Source organism: Pseudomonas sp. GG8, assembly GCF_052976945.1.
The window spans coordinates 617,972-634,494 of sequence record NZ_JBRIIP010000001.1 but is presented as its reverse complement, the minus strand read 5'-3'; the positions used below and the strand labels follow the sequence as shown (position 1 = coordinate 634,494).

Genomic DNA, 16,523 nt, shown 5'->3' with positions numbered 1-16,523 from the left:
TTAAGCCAACGACTCTTCGAATAGCTTCCAGGCTTCAATGACCTGCGCCCGGGTCGCGTTGAAGCCGACTTCTGACTTGATAACGCCAAGCTTAGGGCGGCCATCGCCTTCCAGCTCTTCCAGTACATCGCGATTCACGATCGTCTCGATGGCACGAAGGATCATCGCCACCGGGCCGTCAGCCTGAGCAAGTTCATCTTCTTCATACTCGGTGCCGACTTCAATACACCCAGCAGCCAGTGCCAGGCGACGATATTTCGGCGGAACAATGCTGCCCTCCTTGCCGTCAGGGTCATCGCAAAAAATACGAATGCTCTGCCCAGACGCAAGGAAGACTGGAAATGATTCTTTGCCTTTCGGCGGTAACAGACGGGTTGCTTCAGCCATGGTTATTGCCCCTTCGCATGTGAAGACCCCGGCGAACCGGGGCTATTGGTAGATCAGTCTTGGATTTCGTCGGACTTGCGAGTCGCGATGTACTCGATGTACACCCGGGCCTCGCCGACAGTTGCCGGTGTGCCGGTCTGTGTGAAGGTTGCAGTGACAGCACCCGCAGCAGTCGTCAGGAAGCCAGTCGGAGTGAGGTTCTTACGGCCCGCCGTTTTCAGGTCGATGTCATTGGCGTAGCGATTCGGCAAGGCCACGTCGCCGACGTCCAAGACCGCTGTGGTGGCAGAGTCATAAGGCGTAGTGACCAGCACCCACCCATTGATTACCTGGGCGCCGGCTGGCAGACCAATAACCTTTTGGGTGGCCAGCGTTGCGAAGTCGACGACCAGAAAGCTGTTGTGGCCAACCAGGGGCCATTGGTGTTCATAATTGGACTTGTTCATCAGAACTCCTTACTGGCCAGCGTTTGGCAGGAAGTGATCGATAGCAATCACGCCAAAGTCTTCAGTCGACTTGTCGTAGACGCTGTAGAACTTCGGTTTTAGGAATCCGATGAAACGGTCAACCGAGATGCCTGTTTGGGCGCCGTAGTTGAAGGTTTTTTCGTTCCAGGAATCGCCCGCTTGCTCGATATCGGCGAAGCCGAGGGCTTGTGCACCAAGCAGCAAGGTGCGAGTACCGTTGATGAGTCCGCCAGCGCCCCACTTGGAACCAGCAGGCGCGTTCAAGGTGGTGAACACCTTGTTCGACTCCTGAATCACCGCGCCATCCACAGTGATGGTCGCGCCGGTGAACCAAGGGTTTTGATCACCTTTCACGGCAGCGTTCGACAGAGCGTTCTGCCACAGCGGGTCCATCTTCATAGCTGCCAGGGTGCCGGGCTGCAGCAGGACCAAGAAGTATTCTTTGCCACCCGAAACCACCGGGCGGATGTGGTGGGTCTTGGCGTAAGCCATCAGATCCACAATCATTTTGTACTTCGGCACCATGGCCGAGGTGATCCCGGCATTGCTGCCAGCAATCAAATTAGAACCGTCCCAAGTCAAATACCGTTTCGGCGAGGGGGCACTCACGTCAGCGGCAAAAGACAGACTTGGGAAGGCAGAACCAGAACGCAGGCTGCCATCGGTGTTGTAGGTGTAACCAATACCGGAGAGGGTCAGGATTGCGAGTTCGTCGACGCGCTGGGCCAGCCAGTTCGAGAGACGATTTTTTGCTTGGTTGCGGAAGCTAACAACCGAACGCTGTTCAGCTAGCTTGCCTTTGTTGCGTACCTGGTGAGAGATCAGGTCAACTTGGATTTCTTGGAAGTAGGCTTCCATTTCTTCTTCGTTGCCTTCGCGCCAGTTGTCGCCCGACACGCCATCGCCGATCAAGTCAGCGACCAGAGTGATAATCACCTGGGTGCCTTTTTCGGTTTGGGTCAGTTCGGTGATGTGCTGGATGATCGCGGTGTCGCCGTCGCCCAGAAACTTGTTCACGAACATCTGATCGCGAGCTGCTTCCCAGGTCTTCTTGGACCAATAAACTTTGTTCTGCGGCTGAAGGGCCGCAAAGTTGGTAACGCCCATGATTGGCATTCCTTTGAGAGTGGCGGTCTGGTTCTGGGTATATCGCCACCCTTGCGAGGACATGGTTTAGGCGCTCATGGGGCGCTTGCAGCTGGTCCGCTTAACGCCCGGCGGCGAGGGACACCGTAACTCGGTGAGCGAGCATCTGGCCGATGCGAGGCTTATTACTCTCTGCCCAGTACGGGATTGAGGAGAGGTGCACTTCCTTGTGCGTCGATGTCTACCGCAACCACAAAGTTATGTGACTGAATCAGGCCGTCAACTAAACCTCATCACCCGAGAGCCTCGCATCATCTTCTTTTGACATCTTCTTGATGTCAGCGCCGGTGAGTTTGCGCACATCAATGGAATTGGCCCGAGCGCCAAGCCCTGCCGCCCTCGCTGGAATCTGTGCGGCGCGTTCGATCCCCTTCTTCAGGTCCGGCTTCTGCTCCAACGGCGGCTTTACTACGTCACCTGCTGGCACATAGCGAGGACCAACACGGGAAACAGCAGCGGCCAATGCCTCGCTGATAGTTTTGCCCTTGCTGGTGAAATGATTCGTCAGGGCAAGCACTTCATCGATCGCGTCTTGATTGCTGTCGGCACTGGCCGAGTCCAGAAATGGAAATTCGACGTAGGCCTTGGCCACTGCCAAATCACGCTCGACGGTCGCGCGCGCCAAATCATCCTGTTGGCGATTGGTCGAGTAACGCCGATCAGCAGCAGCTTCGGCATCGCGGATCGCCTCAGCTTTCTCGCTGGCACGTATCTCGGATCGGATTGCTTTTGCTTTGGCTGGGTCACCGTCGAGAATAGCGGCGCTGTATAGATCTTCGGCGGCGTCATAGTCGTACTGTTCGATCTCAGGTTTAGCTTGCGCAGCCGGCCGCGCGACAGCATTACCATTCGCGCGCGCCAACTGCTCTTCCAGCTCCAGCACCCGAGCCCGATTGGCTTTGGATTCCTCGTTCACCTCATTGAAGCGCGAATGAGGAACCATCTTCGGTTTATCGTCACCCGCGATCACAGCCAAGGTTTCGAGATCGATATCGGCTTGTAAAGCTGGTTTTTTATCGCGCGGCGCAGCGGCGGAGGCCTCTTCAGCCAGATCATCAGCGGTTGGCTCAAAGTGGTCGCCGCTGTCGATAGCTTCCTGCGCAAGGCGGGCGTCGATCTCTTCCTGGGTTTCTTGTGCGAGTGCTGGTTTCATATTCTGCCCCTTTAATTTTCAGTGTTATTGCTTAGCGATCGAGGCCATCTCTACGCTTTTTTGCTTGGCCAGGGCCTTGGCGGCCGCCAGTCTTTTTGGGTCTTTGTTAATTTCGATGGCTGTGGCCAGAGCTCGAAGGTCACATTCGACTTCCCATGCTTCGTCTTCGCTGTCGTCTTCTGCTGCGCTATCTAATACTTTGCTCATGCTGGTACTCCTTCAATGCGCGGGGTTTCGATGCCCGCATCAAGACCTACCGCAGGGTGGGCCGGGGTCAGTGGGTTGGTGCTGTGAGGAATATTCGGCGCAGCAAGGACGGTCCCGGTGTACTGCGGGACGATCGGCGAGGCGTCGTGATCAACGTAGCCAGCAGACAACAACAGCGCGTCAGCGAGGCTTGAGGTGGCAGGCGTTGCAGCGATTGTTGCGGCGGTTTGAATAGCGCTGAACTGCGCGGTGACCGATTTGGATACCGTGTCGGCGCGGATGTCGTCGGTCTGAGCCTTGAGCAAATCGGTCGAGATTTGAGCTTTCGCCGTTTCGGCCTGAGCTTTCTGACCCTGGGCCGCGAGCAAGTCGGCCTTGGCCTGGACAGTTGGATCAACCGGTGGCGCAGGCTGGGCTTCCATGGCCGCGACAACCTCTTTCTTGTTGGCCAGGTTCGAATAACCAATGATGAACGACCACGGGATGTTCGCCCCCTTCTCGTTCAGCTCGATCGCCTGCAGGAACTGGCTGTTCTCGAAGGTGATCTGCGCCGGAGCATCAGTGACGATTACATCGTATTCGCCAATGGTCAGGTCGTTGAGGATCCGCGCGTCATCCTGTGTCCAGTTGAGCGGGATTTCCTGTGTCGTTTCCTTGCCGCTTTGATCCGTTTCAGTGATCCGCATGATTCGCGGCTGGTCATAGAACTTCTGGATCATCTCAAGCATCCGGCCAGCGAGCATTGCCCGGGTGCGGGCCAGATTGTCTAGTGGCACGGCCAGTTGCTGCTGTGCGGCGAACTGGCGGGTCTGGATGGCAATGCCGGAGACTTCGTTACCCTGCTTGCCTGACATGGCCTCGTTGATGCCGGTCGCCTGTTCGAGCAGCGATGAGGCGCGATCGATCAGCCGGTCAAATCCTGTTGGAACTTGGTTGGGCTCTATTTTCCTAGGCTTGTCGAGTTCTGCGGTACCTTTCTTGACAATCATGTGCAGCCCGGTTTCGCTACCCCGATCTGCAACTTCATCGTCACGCATGTTCGCGATAGTACCCGCGACCGTGATCCAGCCACTGTTCGCCGTGGTGTTAATGGTGTGCAGAAACTGGCTCATCGATTTGTTGAGCAGCTGTTGCGGCCCGATCGCGTCATCAACCAGGCCACGCGTGTGACCGCGCCGGAACGTCGGGAAGAACGGAACAATGGTGAAGTGATCGAATGGAGACCAGTCGTCGTGCAGTGTTTTGTCTTGAGTCGACACGGCCCAGCGCACGCGCCTTACGCGGCGTTTCTGTTGAATACCACCCTCTTTAACCATTGACTGGATGGCTTCGGGCTTCATGTCCGAGATGACGCGGATATCACCTGTCGAGGTGATGATGCAGTCGGCTTTGTCCATCTGCCAGAATTGACGATCAACTACACAGAAGCGTTTTGCCGCGTCGTCCTTGTCCTCGGACACGTACTGATCGAAGTCATGATAATCACCACCGAAGCTGTTTCGTCTGGTGTTAGATCTATCGCCGCCATCCACCACATCGCCTGACTCATCAAGGTCATTGGCTGTCTTGGAGCCGTACAGCATTTCAATCTCAATCAGGGTCAGCCATTTGATAACGACGACGTCCGCCCAACTGTCCGGGTCGTAATCCTTCGCGTCTGGATCAGGGATCACGTCGAGCGGGTCAAGCACATCAATCTTGACCTCGCCCAGTAGCGTGTCGTCATAGCTCATACGGATATCGAAAAATCCGCGCTGCTGGATCACTCCGTCACCGAAGACCTGAGTTTCCTTCCAGTGCAGCTGATTATTATCCGCAATCTGCATTGCCAGCTTGGACAGCGTTGTGGCGGTTTCCTGATCAGAGGCGCCTGAGCGGGGACGGAATCCGATGTCCATACGGTTGCCAATCTGGTAACCCACAGCAGCATTGATCTTGTTCTTGATCTGGTTGAACTCGAGCGCGGGCTTGCCGGCCTCATTCAGGCGCTGGCGGTCCTCATTGGTCCACTGGCGACCACCACCCAGGTAAAAACCCTCACACAAGCGAGCGTCATGAATGTAATCGTTGTGGCCTCGTCTGATACCGTATTGGTAGCGGGACCAGTTCGCCTCAGCAACCTCATCAGCCATGTCAGGCCCCCATCGCAGATTTACGGGAGTTGCGGCGCATTAGCTTGGCCTTCCAGTCTTCGGTGAATGTGTCGTCCGCAGCCACAGGCTCAGCGAACGTGAGTGCCAGGGCGTCGCCGTCATCAGGAGAGCGGCCGAGCTCGGCCTTGATCTTCTCTTTGGGATCGAGCTTCTTCTGCCCGTTGGAGCTGTACGTGAACGATGGCGACGTCAGATCAGCGTGGAGCAGGTCTTCATCCGGAATGCAGGGGGTGATCTTGTCGTGCAGCCATTCAGCGAGCTCGCCCCACATCTCGGTGCGCTTGTTGAAGTACTTGCGTGAATCAGAGGCGGATGAACCGAAGTTGACGGCGGTGACACGATCACCGAAGCCAAGCTCGACGAGTCGGTCGTAGATACCTGCGCCCAGGCCACCGATATCGATGAACATCATGCGGATGGTCGGGTCATCAGTGAGCATTCGTGCGGCACGGCCAGCCACTTCCATCGTGTCGGCGCCGTCCATGTGTTCCGTGCCCCAAGCGACGCGGCCTTGGCGGTGGATGAATACGGAGTCATCGTCACCGAAGCGTGCAGGGTCGAGCCCGACAACGTGGGCGCCGACCCGCTGCATGTGCGCGATCAGCTTCTTGCGAGCCAGTTGCACCTTCAGCGTGTTGATCAGCGGCTTGTGCCCAACCTTGAGGAATGCCAGGTCAGGCGATGCTGGATACTCCTGGTTAAACTGGTCACTGTCTCCGGCGAAGTCGGTGTCGGTCTTGGCGCGGCGCCAGGCCATCTGCTCGATGTCGAGGGCGTACGCATCCTGGTACTCGATGTCTTCTTCGGACAGTTCAAAGTCAGCATCAGGCTTGCGACGGTATTCCTTCTGGACGAACCACGGAATGAACACCGGCATGTAGTCGGATTTCCCCGACACAGCCATCAGCCAGAACTTGCGGAACAGGTTGGCCAGCCCGTTGGCCGTTGACTCGAGGATCATTTCTGAGCCATCGGCCATCGGTACGGTCTGACCCAGGCCCATCATGATTTGGCTCGCGTTCGGCCAGAACGCCATTTCACTGCCATGCAGGTACTGGACGGTGTCCGAACGGCCAGCGTTCTTGCTGCCGGCGGTGGCGACCTTGTAGCCGCTGCGCAGCTTCTCAAACGACAACTCGGTGCCGCTGTTGGCCTTTACCTTCGGCCTGAGCGTGCTGTCGCTGAGATCAAAGAAGGTTTTAACCATGCCGAACAAGTTCTGTGTCGCGCCGTCCAGGTGAGTCAGGATCATGGTGCGCTTGCCGAAGTTCGTGCAGGTGCGCTTGTAGAACCTGGCCGCCACGTAGGTACTGCAACCCTGCTGGCGGCCCTTGAGTACGATCGCCCGTATCCAGCCACGCAACGACAACTGCTCTTCTAGCCGGGCATGCAGGATGCGTTGCGCGTCGTTCCAGATGAAGGGCAGGATTGCGCCCTCCTTCGTCCGGATCTTCAAGTTGCGTGCGCAGTAAAGCTCATCGTCAGTGATGAGCTTCGACAGCATGGCGTCGGCTGACATGGGCTAAATCAACGCCCAGTCATCGGCGAGCATGTCGGTCTGCGATGCCAACCACGGCACGAACTTGTCGTCTGCGGTCTTCATGCCGATCCATGGCAGCCCGTCGAGATTGTCCAGCCCCCTCGTGGTTTCCCAATGGCATCGTGGGATGAGGACTAGCCACATGCCTTTGCCGTTCCAGCCTGCACGAGCAACACGCTTCCCGGCCTTGAGGTTTTCGATAGCCAAGCCAAACGTCATGCTGCTGATCGGCAGATTTAAGCCACGGTCGGAACCGTCTTCATACGCTTTACGCAGCCGATCTTGCTCTTGTTGAGGCGCGCGCCAGAAGCCTGTATAGGATAGGAAGTGACCGAAGTCCTCTTCGACGGTATGCACGGTCTTTAGGGCGGAGCAGTCGCATGGCCCGAGCAGTTCAGGAACACCGCGATTATTGATTGAGCAGTCCGAGTCATGAGCCGAATCATAGGTAGCGGCGAAGATATCGCCCTTACACGGATAGATCTCGCCCTTGATGCCAGTGATGAGCATATCGCCACGCTCGAAGCGCATTGTGCCTTCCAGAGTAGGGATCAAGTAGCAGCTGTCGTTTTCGTGAGAGATGCCTTGCCCTGCGTACTGGAAAGACCACGGCATACCATTGACGATATTTCCGCCACTGGCGACTCCGTGCGCTACCAGCTCTTCAAACGTGATTGCTTCGATCACTACCGGCTTCTTGCGAAAGAACATTGGTCAGCCCCTATCCCGATTATCGAAATGACGGGGCCGAGCCTATGTGACTGAATCGGCGAGGCAACAGGCGTAAAAAAGCCCGAGTTAGTGCTCGGGCCTTTTCGTTTCGGTCTGGCTTACGTCGCCGGATTGATACCGGTCAGCGAGTCGGTAGTCATGGCCGTGAACACAAAGCCAGCGCTGGACGCATGCATGTCAGATCGCGCAACCCTGGAACCCTGCGCTACGTCGTACTGCCACTGCAACACCGCTCGCTCACGCACCATCTGCGCATCAACCGCATTGGAGCAAATAGCCTCCATATGATGGCTGGTCAGATAGCTGAACTGATGCAACGCCGGCTCGGCACTCGCATAGCCGCACGACAGCAGCATTCCAACAGCCAGGGCGAACAAGGTGGTTCGTTTGATAAGCATGGTGAGGCTCCGATGGGTAATGGTGTAACCGTCTTCAGGAGCTATCAGAGTTTGTGACTGAGACCGGAATGCAAGCCCAGCGCTAAACCTCACCAAATATAACATTTATGTTGTAATACTACAGATGTGTAGTAGAATGGCTTATCCAAACAACGAGGCGAGGTGATGAAGTTCAGCGAGTTCAGACGATGGATGAAGGCCCGCGGGGTGACCTTCGAAGCAGGCAAAGGAAGCCACTTCAAAGTCACCGCCCCAAATGGCAACACGAGCACCTTCGCGGATCACGGTAGCAAGGAAATGCCAGAACCGACCCGCAAGGCGATCATTAAACAACTGGGGCTCTGAGAGCCCCTTCACCACATCGGAACGCTGGACCATCACCTCCAAGGAGTGACCATGTACGACTATGCAATCCGCTTTGAGCAGGACGACACCAGTCCGGGCTTGGCCGTCTTCTGCCGGGATCTACCAGAGCTGAACAGCTATGGCGACGACCAGACGCACGCCTTGGCTGAGGCTGTTGACGCCATCGAGTCCACCCTGTCGATCTATGTCGATCAGCGCCGGGCCATTCCCTATGCGTCAGCACCGCACGCTGGCGAGCACGTGATTCGATTGCCTGTAGTCACCGTCGCGAAGATCGTGCTGTGGAACGCGATGATCGAGCGCGGTATGCGCAAAGCCGACCTATGCCGGTTACTGGGTGTTCACCAGGCGCAGGGCGATCGGTTGGTGGACTTCCTGCACACGTCGAAAATGGAGCAGGTCGAGGCGGCGTTGGGTGCACTGGGCAAGCGACTGGCAGTATCGGTCGAGGCCGCATAACCAAGCAGATTGCTCAGATGCGTAAACCCCAAGAGCGCTTTGGGTTTCAAAGCTGAACTTGAATGAACAGCTTAGTAGCTGCGCTTCAATGAGACATAAAGCGCCAGGCCACTTGCGCCTAGCAACCCAACCAGCGCACCACACAGGTTCGCTTTAAACAGCGCAACATGGTTAACAAACCCACCAGATCTGAGTTCGCTGAAATCCAATCCTTCTGAAGCGAACGCGAGATGCCAACCATGAGGAATTACTGCGACCAACACAAAAAGGACGATGCCGGCTGCGTAGAACCAGCCGTCTTGGATATCCCAAAGGTCCAAATACCTGATAGCGAATAACAGGCTCACAAGGAATGCGTAGAGAATTAACGACCCACAGAAGCCTGTGACCATACCGGCAAATTCGCTGACTGCTTGCATAAAACAACCTACGCCAATTAATTGAACACCAAAAATAGCAACATTTTGACGCTTTCAAAAGTAGCTTAATGCCTCCACACAAAAACAACACTCACTCCCCCTACTCGATTTCTGCCAGCGGCCAGATGCAACGCGCAAACGCCAAAGCGTGCTCATGGTCCATCGCCTCATCCAGCATGATCATCGGGAATGGTTTATACCCCGGCGTTGTGACAGACCAGTTCTTCTTCACTCCTTGCTGCCCATCAGGCGCGCCAAGCGCTCTTCGTACGTTTCTTCTGACGACAGCTCGTCAAGGTTGAAAGCCTGACGCTCCATCCCAACCAGGTTCTTCATGGCGGTGGAAAGGTCGCGCATCACTGCTGCGTTGGTCGGCAACGAGATGGCTTTGATCATCCGGTACCGGCGCTGGTTGGTTTCGTCGCCTTTGGTTTCTTCCTCAATGTCATTCTCAATAGATTCGCGGTTAACCGCGGTTTCGACGAGCTGACGCATGAGTAGGCCGACGATCTCTTGGCCCTGGCCGATGTCCTTGCGGTGCCGGGTGATGACGGCCAGGTTAGTCTGAACAGCAACATCGACGTCGGCCCGCGTGGGAGCGTTGTCTCGGAATACAACAGTGTTGTCTTCTTCCCTCGGCTGGCTGATTAGTGCGGCGCGGGTGCGCTCTCGGACCTCTTGGCTTGCGTCCTGTACCCAGCCCTCTTTCTTTGCCCTGCGACTGGCGTTGCCGGGGTTGGCGCCGTGTTTTTCACATAGAGCACGCAGCGACATCGAGCCAATACGGAACTCACGCTCCAACGCTTCCCAGTCGACTTTCTTGCGCTCAGCCACTCAGGTATTCCAATGCGAGTTGTACGGCGCGCCACGTTTCGCGATAACTCCGAACGTGGCGCGGATTTCAGATTGCTTTCTTGGCCAGCGCGACCAAGTGCTCCCAATCAGCTTCGACGTCATGGCCGAGAGCCAAGAGCAGAGCCTTGAGCGTGTCGGTGTTCAACTCTGTCGGGGAGACTGGAATTACTGCGGTAGCTGCATCAACTTCAGGCATGGCGATTTCCTCGATATGGCGTGAGCCCGCAAATTTAGCGAGCAGGGTTTTGAACCAGTTCATTGGGCGTTACCTGCGGCGGGGGCGCCTTGGCAGACGTTGGTCGCGTAATCCTGCAATATCCTCAGGGCTGCTTGATCAGCAATGATCCCGGCGCGGATATCGAAAACAGTTTGTCCAGCTGCTGCAGAGATTTCGACGGTGGCTGCATCGCCCAGGCCGGTGGTGCTGGAGGGAGAGGACAGGTTGCCGCCACCGGTATTACTTGCGGGGCAGCGACCGGCGATGCGCAACCGGCGATCACCAGCAGCAACGTCGCCGCGCAGACGGTCGTTGTCAGCCTGTGTGCCGGTGAGTTGAGAGCGCAGCGTTTCGTTTTCAGCGAGGGCATCAGCCTTCTCCTGGGTAGCTTTCGTGTCGAGGGTGGCAAGCGCCTGCTCAGCGTCTTTCTGTTTGCCCAGCGCTTGCCGGGCCTGTGCGGCGCCGGCATTGGCGATTGCGGTCAAGTCCGCCTGATGATTTGCCTCGTTGGTCTTGATGATCGCCATGTAGCTGTTGGCCTGCCATTGCCATGCACCTGCCGCGCCGATACCGATCAGAACCAGGGCAAGGACGGCGAAGCCGATCCACTTCAACGCGACTTCGTTCATGGCACGTTCCTGAAAAAGATGTGATGGCCGAGCGCGAGTGTCTGCGTCGCGGCGGCGGCCCATGCGGGCGGTTTGGGCATGCTGGTAGCGTAATAGTGAGTTGCACCACCGGTGGGATCTGGACCGGGGCTCTCGATAGCCGTGGTGGCGGCTTGACGGGCGGCGGACATCTCACCAGCCGGGATCGGGCGCGCGCCGCTGAGAAATGGGTAATTGGGGTCGTTCTTGTTCCAGCAGCTGTATTGCCACGGCGCTTGGCACACGCCGGCGTAGCCTTCACCCCACCAAGATTTGTCCTTTCCGTCGTTCACCCTGTTTCGGATAGACCAGCCCACGGCGATCATCCCGGAGAGCCCTTCGCCACGTGCCTCACCCCAAAGTGTTCGGGCAAGGATCTCTATATCAGCTGGTGATGCGCTCATTTACGTGACTCCCGTTGCTCAGTTTTGAGCGGTTCATTCAGGCAACTTTCGCAATGCAGATAGCGGCAGATCACCGCCTTGATGCTCGGCCAGTGGTTAACCATGACGTAGTGGCGGACGCCGGCCAGGGCCAGGGCGGCATGAAAGGTCACCCCCGCAACGGTTGGCGTGAAAAAGGTACTTTCGGTGCGGATGACCATGGCGTAACCAGCGAGCGCGATGGCAGCGAAGATGATCTTGCCCACCACGCCATCGTTCACCTTGCGGCTTAGTACGCACCATGTAGCCCAGGCCGCGATCAGGCCAATGCAGGTCGTACTCAGGATTTCGAGAGTCATGGGGAGCCTCCCCCGAATCTCGCCTTGATCAAAGACCAGAGATCGGCGGCTTTTATCATGCGGTTGATGGCGGCCATCAGAGACCCACCAAAGGTGCCCAGCAGGAAGCCGACACCGGCAACGTTGTTGGGATCAGTGATACCTAAGTAGGAACTGACCATGCCCGTCAGATAGAGCGCACTGCATGCGCCTGACGTGACAAAGATCAGCCAGGCCTTTTTATCGGCCAGATCATCTTTATGCCACCAGCTCGAAATCAGGGCACCAATCAGCCCGGCGAGCCAGACGGAAGCCCTATTGAACTCCATGTTCGACCTCTGCTGATGCGGTGCTGGGTTTGGTGATCATCGTCGGCCCTTGAGGCAGGTTTCATCGTTGAACCGAGCCTATGTGACTCAATAGCCACCACAAGCCTTGCGCGCGCGAACTCAGTCACATGGACTGGCCTCTCAACCAATGGGGCAATTCCAATGACTAGCAAAACGAAATCAGATATCGGATCGACGCGCGATTCCGAGTACATGGCAATTACTGAAGTGATGGCGCTGGCGGACGAAGCGATGAGCACCAATCCGCCTGATGCGTTGCTGGTGATCTCGCTGAGCGGCAAGACCGAGAATGCCGTCATCGGCGGCGCGCTGAGCGCCGAGGGCATCGATCGCATGCTGGTGCTATTGCAGGAGTTGAAGCGTCGGGCCGTGGACGAAGGCCATGGCGATAAGGTGCTACACGTCTGGCGTTAACCGTGCATCTTCCAGCCTGACATAAAGGTGCTGCGCCTCAACTCTGGGGCCAGCGCATCTGACCAGTTATCCCCGCGCAGCCTGCGCATTTTCACTGTCTGCCATTTCAGCCCGAGCCGTGCAGCCCACTCCGCAGCCGGGAGCATTATCCCGTCCCTGGTTATCAGCGTGGCACCTGCGCAGATTGTGCTTCGGATCGGCTGACGCGGTATCCGGACGGCCATAGCCAGAGCGGGCTCCGTGAAATCAATCCATAGCTGTTCTGGCTGAGGCCCTAAATCGGCCCGCTCCCGAGGTACGATACGAAGACGTGGCCGGACTGGCTGGCTCGGCAACTCAAACGTCATTTGCTCGGGCATAGCAGGCGCTCCCAGATTTATTGATTTGCTGCGCGCTTAATGTCTCGAGCTCTTGCCCGGTAATCGGCCGTCATCGCTTTCAACTCTTCAACGGTGTACCTCTTCGGTTCATGCGGCCCTTCCAGCCAATCAACCTGCTCGATGCCAATCCTGCGTACCAACTCGACCCGGTAGTTGACGAGATTCCCGGATAGCCTGGTATTGCACGGCGAGCACTGGCGGTGGCAGTTCAGCGGCTCGAAGCGAAGCGCGGGATTGCTCCCCACTGTCCGATAGTGCCCAGCGTCATATTTTCCCTGGTGGTGGCGACCACAGCTGACACACGGGAGCAATGCATCCCGCTCACGCACCCAGGCGTTGAATGCCGTCTGGGTATCCTTCATGTGATCCGCCCTACTCTTCAGCCCCTCCTTGCGAACCTTGAGCTCTTTGCGCCCGACATCAGCCAAGGCCTTGTGCGCCTTGTCCCGATTGGCAGGCGCATCCTTAATCGCGCAGGCCGGGCTGCAAACTGCCTGACCTAGGCGCGTGGGGACGAATGAGGCCCCGCACGAATCCACGCGGCACTTCTTGGCCTTTCGCACCTTCACTGAGGCAAGCATGGGCATTCCCCTTCTACGCATCCCACGCAGCGATTCAGTGGCACTGGTTGGGCACGATCCAGAGCTACGATGTCCAGCGCCTCGGTAATTGTCGGCAGCATGAACGCTGGAGCAGTCTCGCCTGGGCGGTAAACGTGGAAGCGATCAACTGCCCCGGCCGTGTTTTTGATGAGGTAGCCGCTCATGACTGCCTCTCCAAACAGAACCACGAAAACATGATCAGCAGGGTCAGGGCCTGCATGAAGTCGATAAAGGTGAAGTCGTTCATGCGTCACTCCCCCAAAGCCAGCAAACGAGCGCCATTGCGACCGATACGGCGACTACGGACCAAAACGAGGCGGTTGCGTCTTGAGGGTTGATCCCTGCTTGCGCAAGCACCGCGAAGAGAGCTATCACCAGAGTGAGAATGATCGGCGGAAAGATTTTTGAGCTCACAACCCCACCCCCATCTGAAACTCAGCCGGAGTAACCGGCATCTGATAAGCGCACTCGGCAAAGACGATGAGGCGGATTGCGACCCGAATGAGGGCCTCTGCGAAGTTAGTCATATCGGCCACCCCAATGATCTTTCGCCGTCAGCCGTACCTGGTGCTCAGCGCTGAATGCCTGAACCCACTCGATCAAGCTGGCGCACTGCTTCACGCTGAGCTTGCTTGTGCGCTCGTAGATGACGTCGAAGCCGTGACCGTCGATAGCTGGGATCATCTGCGGCTGATCGCCCTCCTCGCGCAGCCATGCGGCCGTCAGCAGGCGCTTCCAGATCAGGACGTCCCATTTCTTCCCGGCGTGCTCGACTTGACCCGCGATATCGCCGAGCAGTGCATGCAGATACTTGTTCTGCTCGCCGCTGCGGTCTTCGTCCTTGATGCTCAGCTTCTTGGGTTTGGTCAGGTCAACGCTATGCAGGTAGCCGATTACCCGGGTGCGGTCGGATTCGTTGCGGAGCATGAGGTCAGCCATTACTTCACCTTCCACGGCAGGAAAGCTGCCTTGGCGAGCACTTTCATTTCGGAGAAGTCGCCACGGTTTTCCCAGAGGATTGCGGCAGCGAACACGATTGGCGAAACCGGAAGCATCACGATGCAGAAGACGCGAGCGGCCAGGCGATACTTGATCATCCAAGGCCGGATTCCGCTTGGATTGAAGGTTGGGAGACTCATGACCGCTCTCCCTTGCCCATGGCGGCGTCGATGGATATGTCCAGGTACTCACCCGCCCCGGACGCTTGGCAAGAAGGCATAGGCAGCTCAACGATAATCCGATGGCCCTCCTCGGTAATCGCGCTATATGCGATGTCCCGCGAGTAGCGATACCGCTCCGCATCCCTCAGCAGTGAAGGAAGGTCATACCCCGGCAACCTGGTAGACCAGCCATCTGAATCAGGGATTTCCTCAAGTGGGGCATGCTGCTGGGCATAGCTCTCTACGATTTTTCGAAGCCATGTGTTCTGCGATACGAGCTCGCCGTGCTCAACATTGAAAACGGGAGCCTCAACTACGCGGAAGGCTAGGATCATCTTGCGATACCAATCCTTGAGCTTCCGATATCCCTGATCGCTGTGACGCCCATGGATCTCAAGGTTTTCTAGCGCATCGTCTAGCTCAGCAAGTACGGCCTTGATGCTTGCGGTAGCGAGAAGCCCTTCGATAGCACCAACAAGATCGTCATCCCACTCAATGCCAGCAGCCTTCTTCGCGTTAGCCAAGTGGTTACGGCGGGCGACATTGATTTCTGAGAGTTCGCGATTGGCGGTCTGAAACGCTTCGATTTCAGACTTCAGGCGCTCGTTCTCGGCGGTCAGCCCCAGAACGGCAGCCTTGGCCTCACAGATGAATTTCGCCTGAGCCAGAGTTGTCGCTTCGACAAGAGTTACGCCGTCGTACTGCTCGCCCTCGATTTCGAAGTCCGGCCCGTACACGCAGTAGAACCCGGTAGATTCGCCACCCAATGACTCGCCAGAAGGGCCATTGAAGAATGGCGTCTCGTTACTGTCGTAGTCGTAGTCCGGGAATGCCTCAGCCAATTCCTTCAGCTTCGCGTAATCGCTCATTGCGAAACCTTCAGGCCCGCGGCTTCGATGGCGTCGACCATGCTGCGCATCCCTTGGCGATATCCTTTGTGATACGAACCATCAGGCTCGGCGAACTCGCATTTTTCGGGGCACTCAATCACCAGCGCCTCCCGTGACTGCTTCCATGCCCACCATGCGAAATGGAGGGTGCTTGTGCTGTAGGTGTCGTTCCTGCGGCTCAGGTACACAGCTAAAATCGGCTCGCCAGCCTCAAGCGCCACGGCCTTCTCAAACTCTTCGCGCATTTTTGATTCGCTCATGCCTTCACCCCACTCGCCCGCTTCTGACTACCGTCCACCCGCACAAGTCGGTTATCTGCACCCTTTTGCATGGCGATGAAGTCCTTGTGCTTGGCAGTGATTGAGAAGCCTTGGAGCTGGAGTTCGGAGACTGTGGATTTTTGAGCGGGGGTCATTTCGACTGCTCCTTGCTTGACCGGTACTGCCAGTCGAATGGAATGATTGGCTTGCCCTTCTCGTCCTTTTCGGCTGCATCTCGAAGTCTTCTTCCGCCAACCATCAGGGTCTCGGCGCCGCTTCTGATGGTCTTCTCGCAAAACTCATCGTCGTCGGATTCAGTAACTTCGCCCGGAACCATGTACAGGCGCGCAGCCCAATAAACGCTGAAGAGAGCCAGATCGCGCTCATCGCGGAAGGATTCATCGATTGCGGTGGTTGCGGATTCCAGACGGGTAAACCAGTCTTCAAATTTCTTCAGGCGTTCGATTTCAGTAATCAGGCTCGAAATGGTTTCTATCGAGAACTCTTCGAACAGACTGTCTACGGCGGACCGGAATACCTTCGCCGTCGCGCAGTTTTCAATGCGGCAGGCGTCAAGCAGCGCTTTCATCGATTCAAGAT

The 16,523-nt window shown here is 56.9% G+C and carries 27 protein-coding genes; 3 read left to right on the top strand and 24 right to left on the bottom strand.

Annotation, left to right across the window (positions count from 1 at the left end; translation table 11 throughout):
- The 9 genes from ACVBEG_RS03175 to ACVBEG_RS03135 all read right to left on the bottom strand — a co-directional run bounded on the left by ACVBEG_RS03175 (nt 1) and on the right by ACVBEG_RS03135 (nt 8,183).
- Nucleotides 1-387: a hypothetical protein gene (locus tag ACVBEG_RS03175; protein WP_330201213.1), complete on the bottom strand. Its 387-nt coding sequence runs from the start codon at nt 385-387 to the stop codon at nt 1-3.
- Nucleotides 388-440: 53 nt separating this feature from the next.
- Complete coding sequence (locus ACVBEG_RS03170) at nt 441-833, bottom strand: hypothetical protein (RefSeq protein WP_447107381.1); 393 nt, start codon at nt 831-833, stop codon at nt 441-443.
- 9 nt (nt 834-842) lie between these two features.
- Entirely contained in the window at nt 843-1,961 is a 1,119-nt protein-coding gene (locus ACVBEG_RS03165) for a phage capsid family protein (protein ID WP_447107380.1), read from the bottom strand.
- Nucleotides 1,962-2,223: 262 nt separating this feature from the next.
- A complete protein-coding gene (locus ACVBEG_RS03160; protein ID WP_447107379.1) occupies nt 2,224-3,153 on the bottom strand; it encodes a hypothetical protein in 930 nt (309 codons plus the stop codon).
- Nucleotides 3,154-3,177: 24 nt separating this feature from the next.
- Nucleotides 3,178-3,360: a hypothetical protein gene (locus ACVBEG_RS03155; protein ID WP_330201217.1), complete on the bottom strand. Its 183-nt coding sequence runs from the start codon at nt 3,358-3,360 to the stop codon at nt 3,178-3,180.
- Entirely contained in the window at nt 3,357-5,492 is a 2,136-nt protein-coding gene (locus ACVBEG_RS03150; RefSeq protein WP_447107378.1) for a portal protein, read from the bottom strand. Before ACVBEG_RS03150 ends, ACVBEG_RS03155 begins: the two co-directional genes overlap by 4 nt.
- Nucleotide 5,493: 1 nt before the next feature.
- Nucleotides 5,494-7,032, bottom strand: coding sequence for a hypothetical protein (locus ACVBEG_RS03145; protein WP_447107377.1), 1,539 nt, complete (start codon nt 7,030-7,032; stop codon nt 5,494-5,496).
- A 3-nt stretch (nt 7,033-7,035) separates the two neighbouring features.
- A complete protein-coding gene (locus ACVBEG_RS03140; protein ID WP_447107376.1) occupies nt 7,036-7,764 on the bottom strand; it encodes a DUF2829 domain-containing protein in 729 nt (242 codons plus the stop codon).
- 119 nt (nt 7,765-7,883) lie between these two features.
- Complete coding sequence (locus tag ACVBEG_RS03135; protein ID WP_447107375.1) at nt 7,884-8,183, bottom strand: hypothetical protein; 300 nt, start codon at nt 8,181-8,183, stop codon at nt 7,884-7,886.
- Nucleotides 8,184-8,348: 165 nt separating this feature from the next.
- Here ACVBEG_RS03135 and ACVBEG_RS03130 point away from each other — a divergent pair, with 165 nt between their 5' ends.
- Together ACVBEG_RS03130 and ACVBEG_RS03125 are read left to right on the top strand one after the other, a co-directional pair.
- On the top strand, nt 8,349-8,528 hold the full coding sequence (locus ACVBEG_RS03130) for a type II toxin-antitoxin system HicA family toxin (protein WP_447107374.1): 180 nt from the start codon (nt 8,349-8,351) through the stop codon (nt 8,526-8,528).
- 51 nt (nt 8,529-8,579) lie between these two features.
- The gene (locus tag ACVBEG_RS03125; RefSeq protein ID WP_447107373.1) at nt 8,580-9,008 is read left to right on the top strand and encodes a type II toxin-antitoxin system HicB family antitoxin; all 429 of its coding nucleotides are present in this window, start codon (nt 8,580-8,582) and stop codon (nt 9,006-9,008) included.
- A 71-nt stretch (nt 9,009-9,079) separates the two neighbouring features.
- On the opposite strand, the gene ACVBEG_RS03120 is transcribed toward ACVBEG_RS03125, so the two are convergent.
- From ACVBEG_RS03120 to ACVBEG_RS03090, 7 genes are all read right to left on the bottom strand, one after another.
- Entirely contained in the window at nt 9,080-9,427 is a 348-nt protein-coding gene (locus tag ACVBEG_RS03120) for a hypothetical protein (protein ID WP_447107372.1), read from the bottom strand.
- Nucleotides 9,428-9,655: 228 nt separating this feature from the next.
- Nucleotides 9,656-10,261: a hypothetical protein gene (locus tag ACVBEG_RS03115; RefSeq protein WP_330201223.1), complete on the bottom strand. Its 606-nt coding sequence runs from the start codon at nt 10,259-10,261 to the stop codon at nt 9,656-9,658.
- A gap of 67 nt (nt 10,262-10,328) precedes the next feature.
- On the bottom strand, nt 10,329-10,541 hold the full coding sequence (locus ACVBEG_RS03110) for a hypothetical protein (RefSeq protein ID WP_447107371.1): 213 nt from the start codon (nt 10,539-10,541) through the stop codon (nt 10,329-10,331).
- Nucleotides 10,538-11,128, bottom strand: a complete 591-nt coding sequence (locus ACVBEG_RS03105) for a lysis system i-spanin subunit Rz (protein WP_447107370.1) — start codon at nt 11,126-11,128, stop codon at nt 10,538-10,540. Before ACVBEG_RS03105 ends, ACVBEG_RS03110 begins: the two co-directional genes overlap by 4 nt.
- Nucleotides 11,125-11,550 carry a cell wall hydrolase gene (locus ACVBEG_RS03100; protein WP_447107369.1) on the bottom strand — a complete coding sequence of 142 codons (426 nt, stop codon included), beginning with the start codon at nt 11,548-11,550 and terminating at the stop codon, nt 11,125-11,127. Before ACVBEG_RS03100 ends, ACVBEG_RS03105 begins: the two co-directional genes overlap by 4 nt.
- Nucleotides 11,547-11,888, bottom strand: a complete 342-nt coding sequence (locus tag ACVBEG_RS03095) for a hypothetical protein (protein ID WP_447107368.1) — start codon at nt 11,886-11,888, stop codon at nt 11,547-11,549. The genes ACVBEG_RS03100 and ACVBEG_RS03095 overlap by 4 nt, the downstream gene beginning before the upstream one ends.
- Nucleotides 11,885-12,196 (bottom strand): MFS transporter, encoded by a 312-nt coding sequence (locus tag ACVBEG_RS03090; protein WP_447107367.1) that lies wholly within the window; start codon nt 12,194-12,196, stop codon nt 11,885-11,887. The genes ACVBEG_RS03095 and ACVBEG_RS03090 overlap by 4 nt, the downstream gene beginning before the upstream one ends.
- A 162-nt stretch (nt 12,197-12,358) precedes the next feature.
- Here ACVBEG_RS03090 and ACVBEG_RS03085 point away from each other — a divergent pair, with 162 nt between their 5' ends.
- Nucleotides 12,359-12,631, top strand: coding sequence for a hypothetical protein (locus tag ACVBEG_RS03085; protein ID WP_447107366.1), 273 nt, complete (start codon nt 12,359-12,361; stop codon nt 12,629-12,631).
- A gap of 376 nt (nt 12,632-13,007) precedes the next feature.
- Here the strand turns inward: ACVBEG_RS03085 and ACVBEG_RS03080 are convergent, their stop codons facing one another.
- From ACVBEG_RS03080 to ACVBEG_RS03045, 8 genes are all read right to left on the bottom strand, one after another.
- Complete coding sequence (locus ACVBEG_RS03080; RefSeq protein WP_447107365.1) at nt 13,008-13,592, bottom strand: recombination protein NinG; 585 nt, start codon at nt 13,590-13,592, stop codon at nt 13,008-13,010.
- Nucleotides 13,577-13,777 (bottom strand): hypothetical protein, encoded by a 201-nt coding sequence (locus tag ACVBEG_RS03075; RefSeq protein WP_447107364.1) that lies wholly within the window; start codon nt 13,775-13,777, stop codon nt 13,577-13,579. The genes ACVBEG_RS03080 and ACVBEG_RS03075 overlap by 16 nt, the downstream gene beginning before the upstream one ends.
- Before the next feature lie 355 nt (nt 13,778-14,132).
- Entirely contained in the window at nt 14,133-14,552 is a 420-nt protein-coding gene (locus tag ACVBEG_RS03070) for a recombination protein NinB (RefSeq protein ID WP_447107363.1), read from the bottom strand.
- Nucleotides 14,552-14,752, bottom strand: a complete 201-nt coding sequence (locus tag ACVBEG_RS03065; RefSeq protein ID WP_447107362.1) for a hypothetical protein — start codon at nt 14,750-14,752, stop codon at nt 14,552-14,554. Before ACVBEG_RS03065 ends, ACVBEG_RS03070 begins: the two co-directional genes overlap by 1 nt.
- Nucleotides 14,749-15,642 carry a hypothetical protein gene (locus ACVBEG_RS03060; protein WP_447107361.1) on the bottom strand — a complete coding sequence of 298 codons (894 nt, stop codon included), beginning with the start codon at nt 15,640-15,642 and terminating at the stop codon, nt 14,749-14,751. The genes ACVBEG_RS03065 and ACVBEG_RS03060 overlap by 4 nt, the downstream gene beginning before the upstream one ends.
- Nucleotides 15,639-15,923 carry a hypothetical protein gene (locus tag ACVBEG_RS03055; RefSeq protein ID WP_447107360.1) on the bottom strand — a complete coding sequence of 95 codons (285 nt, stop codon included), beginning with the start codon at nt 15,921-15,923 and terminating at the stop codon, nt 15,639-15,641. Before ACVBEG_RS03055 ends, ACVBEG_RS03060 begins: the two co-directional genes overlap by 4 nt.
- A complete protein-coding gene (locus ACVBEG_RS03050; protein ID WP_447107359.1) occupies nt 15,920-16,078 on the bottom strand; it encodes a hypothetical protein in 159 nt (52 codons plus the stop codon). The genes ACVBEG_RS03055 and ACVBEG_RS03050 overlap by 4 nt, the downstream gene beginning before the upstream one ends.
- On the bottom strand, nt 16,075-16,512 hold the full coding sequence (locus ACVBEG_RS03045; RefSeq protein WP_447107358.1) for a hypothetical protein: 438 nt from the start codon (nt 16,510-16,512) through the stop codon (nt 16,075-16,077). Before ACVBEG_RS03045 ends, ACVBEG_RS03050 begins: the two co-directional genes overlap by 4 nt.
- Nucleotides 16,513-16,523: the final 11 nt, after the last annotated feature.